The organism is Streptomyces torulosus, from assembly GCF_001419765.1.
GTDB classification, from domain to species: domain Bacteria; phylum Actinomycetota; class Actinomycetes; order Streptomycetales; family Streptomycetaceae; genus Streptomyces; species Streptomyces torulosus.
The window spans coordinates 1-1,681 of sequence record NZ_LIRK01000958.1 but is presented as its reverse complement, the minus strand read 5'-3'; the positions used below and the strand labels follow the sequence as shown (position 1 = coordinate 1,681).

Annotated in this window: 1 protein-coding gene; it reads right to left on the bottom strand. The window is 73.1% G+C overall.

All coding sequences use genetic code 11. From position 1 onward, the window contains the following. Positions 1-68 precede the first annotated feature (68 nt). Positions 69-983, bottom strand: a complete 915-nt coding sequence (locus AOK23_RS43055; RefSeq protein ID WP_338056573.1) for a peptidoglycan-binding protein — start codon at positions 981-983, stop codon at positions 69-71. Positions 984-1,681 lie beyond the last annotated feature (698 nt).

The window sequence follows — 1,681 nt, the reverse complement described above, 5'->3', positions numbered from 1 at the left end:
GTGCGGGTGTTGTGCGGGCCCCGTGGCCGGGACGAGGTGCGGGGCCGGGGTGGGGCGGAGCGGATGGGTCAGGAGAACAGGCGGCGCCAGGTCTCCGGGCCCGGGTAGCCGTCGGCGGCGCCGCCGCGCCAGCCCTGGGACCGCTGGAACGCCTCCACGTTCCGCCGGTCCGCCTCGCCCCAGCGCGGCCCCGGACCAGAGGTGTAGTACTTACCGAACCCCATCTCGACCAGCCGCTTACCCAGCAGCGTGACGTGCGCGTTGTACGCGCCGGGCCGGAACGCGCCCCGTCCCGGATACCCGGGCACGCCGTGCGAGGCGGGCGTCCCGGAGTCGCCGGGCGGCCCTGGCGTGAGCGGCGGCTTGGCCGTGACCGGTGGTCGGGACGTGACCGGCGGCCTGCCGCGCGGGCTCGGGCTGTCCGCAGGGGGGATGTCCTGGCCCTTCCCGCTCACCAGGTACGACCAGGTCGACGGGCCCGGCAGCCCGTCCGCGTCCGCCCCGGTCCAGCCCTGCGCCCGCTGGAACGCCTGGGTGGCCCTGCGGTCCGCGTCCGACCAGCGCGGCCCCGGCCCGGCGGTGTAGAAGCGGGCCCCGCCGCGCTCCACCAGCATCTGCCCGAGCCGGGTGACGTACCGGTTGTCGGCGCCTGGCCCGAAGTAGGCGGCACCCGGGTACCGGCTGCCGCTCGACGGACTCGCCGACCCTTTCGTACCGCCGCTCCCGGAGGAGTCGGGGTCGTCGGTGGAGCCGTCCGTCTCCCCGTCCGGGAACACCGTGCCGTCGTCGACCACGCCCTTGTAGCGGTACGGCACATAGCGCGTCGGGTTGGACCAGTAACCGTACGGGGTGACCTCGCGGCGGGCGTGGGGGCGGGTCGACTCGTAGGCGATGTACGAGCTGTGCGTGGAGTCCGTCCAGCCGCCGAAGATCACCACGTGCGAGCCCTTGTGCGGGTCGCTCGGATTGTGGAAGAGAAGCATGTCGCCGGGTAGCAGCAGTTCCTTGGAAATGCGGTCGGCGAACTTGTCCAGGCTGCCCGTCCACTCGTTCCCGGGCAGATTCCAGGCCATGGAGATGAATCCGGAACAGTCCTGCCGATAACCGTCCGACCAGTACTCCGTCATGCTGTACGGCACCTCGGCGGTGATCCAGGTCCTGGCCCGCCGGATGATCTCCGCCCGGCTGATCGGCGGCGTCCTCACCTCCTCGGACGGCTTCTCCTCGTCGGCCGGACGCCCCGCCGGGCCGTGCAGCGGGGCCTTCTCCCCTTGCGGGGTATCGGGCCCGTCATCTGCGGGAACGCCTCCGGGGAGGGTGGGAGCGTGGGCCGCCGCGACCGCCGGCGCGCCATGCCCGGCACCGAGGGCGGCGCCGGCCGCCGTGGCCACGACGAGAGCGCGCCTGACCGTTCTGGCGGCGGGATGACCCGGGNNCGCCGCCAGTGAACACAGCCGGGGCATTCGCAGGCGGCCCCCGGATCGATTTCCTCGAATGCCGGAGCGTCCATGCGGTTCCCCTCGCGGGCGGGGCGGAGAATTCCACGATTCTGCACGACGTCAAGTTTTCCAAGTGTCGCGTGCTGTCGCATGCTGACGGTCCAAATGATGTACGCGCGGCGCGGGGCGCACCGGTGGGTCGACGGCCGTGGGCGGGGCGAGGGCACGGGGCGGGGCGAGGG

Excerpts from the sequence above, each read along its gene's own strand:
- AOK23_RS43055 (WP_338056573.1), bottom strand. The coding sequence starts at position 983 with ATGCTTCTCTTCCACAATCCGAGCGACCCGCACAAGGGCTCGCACGTG.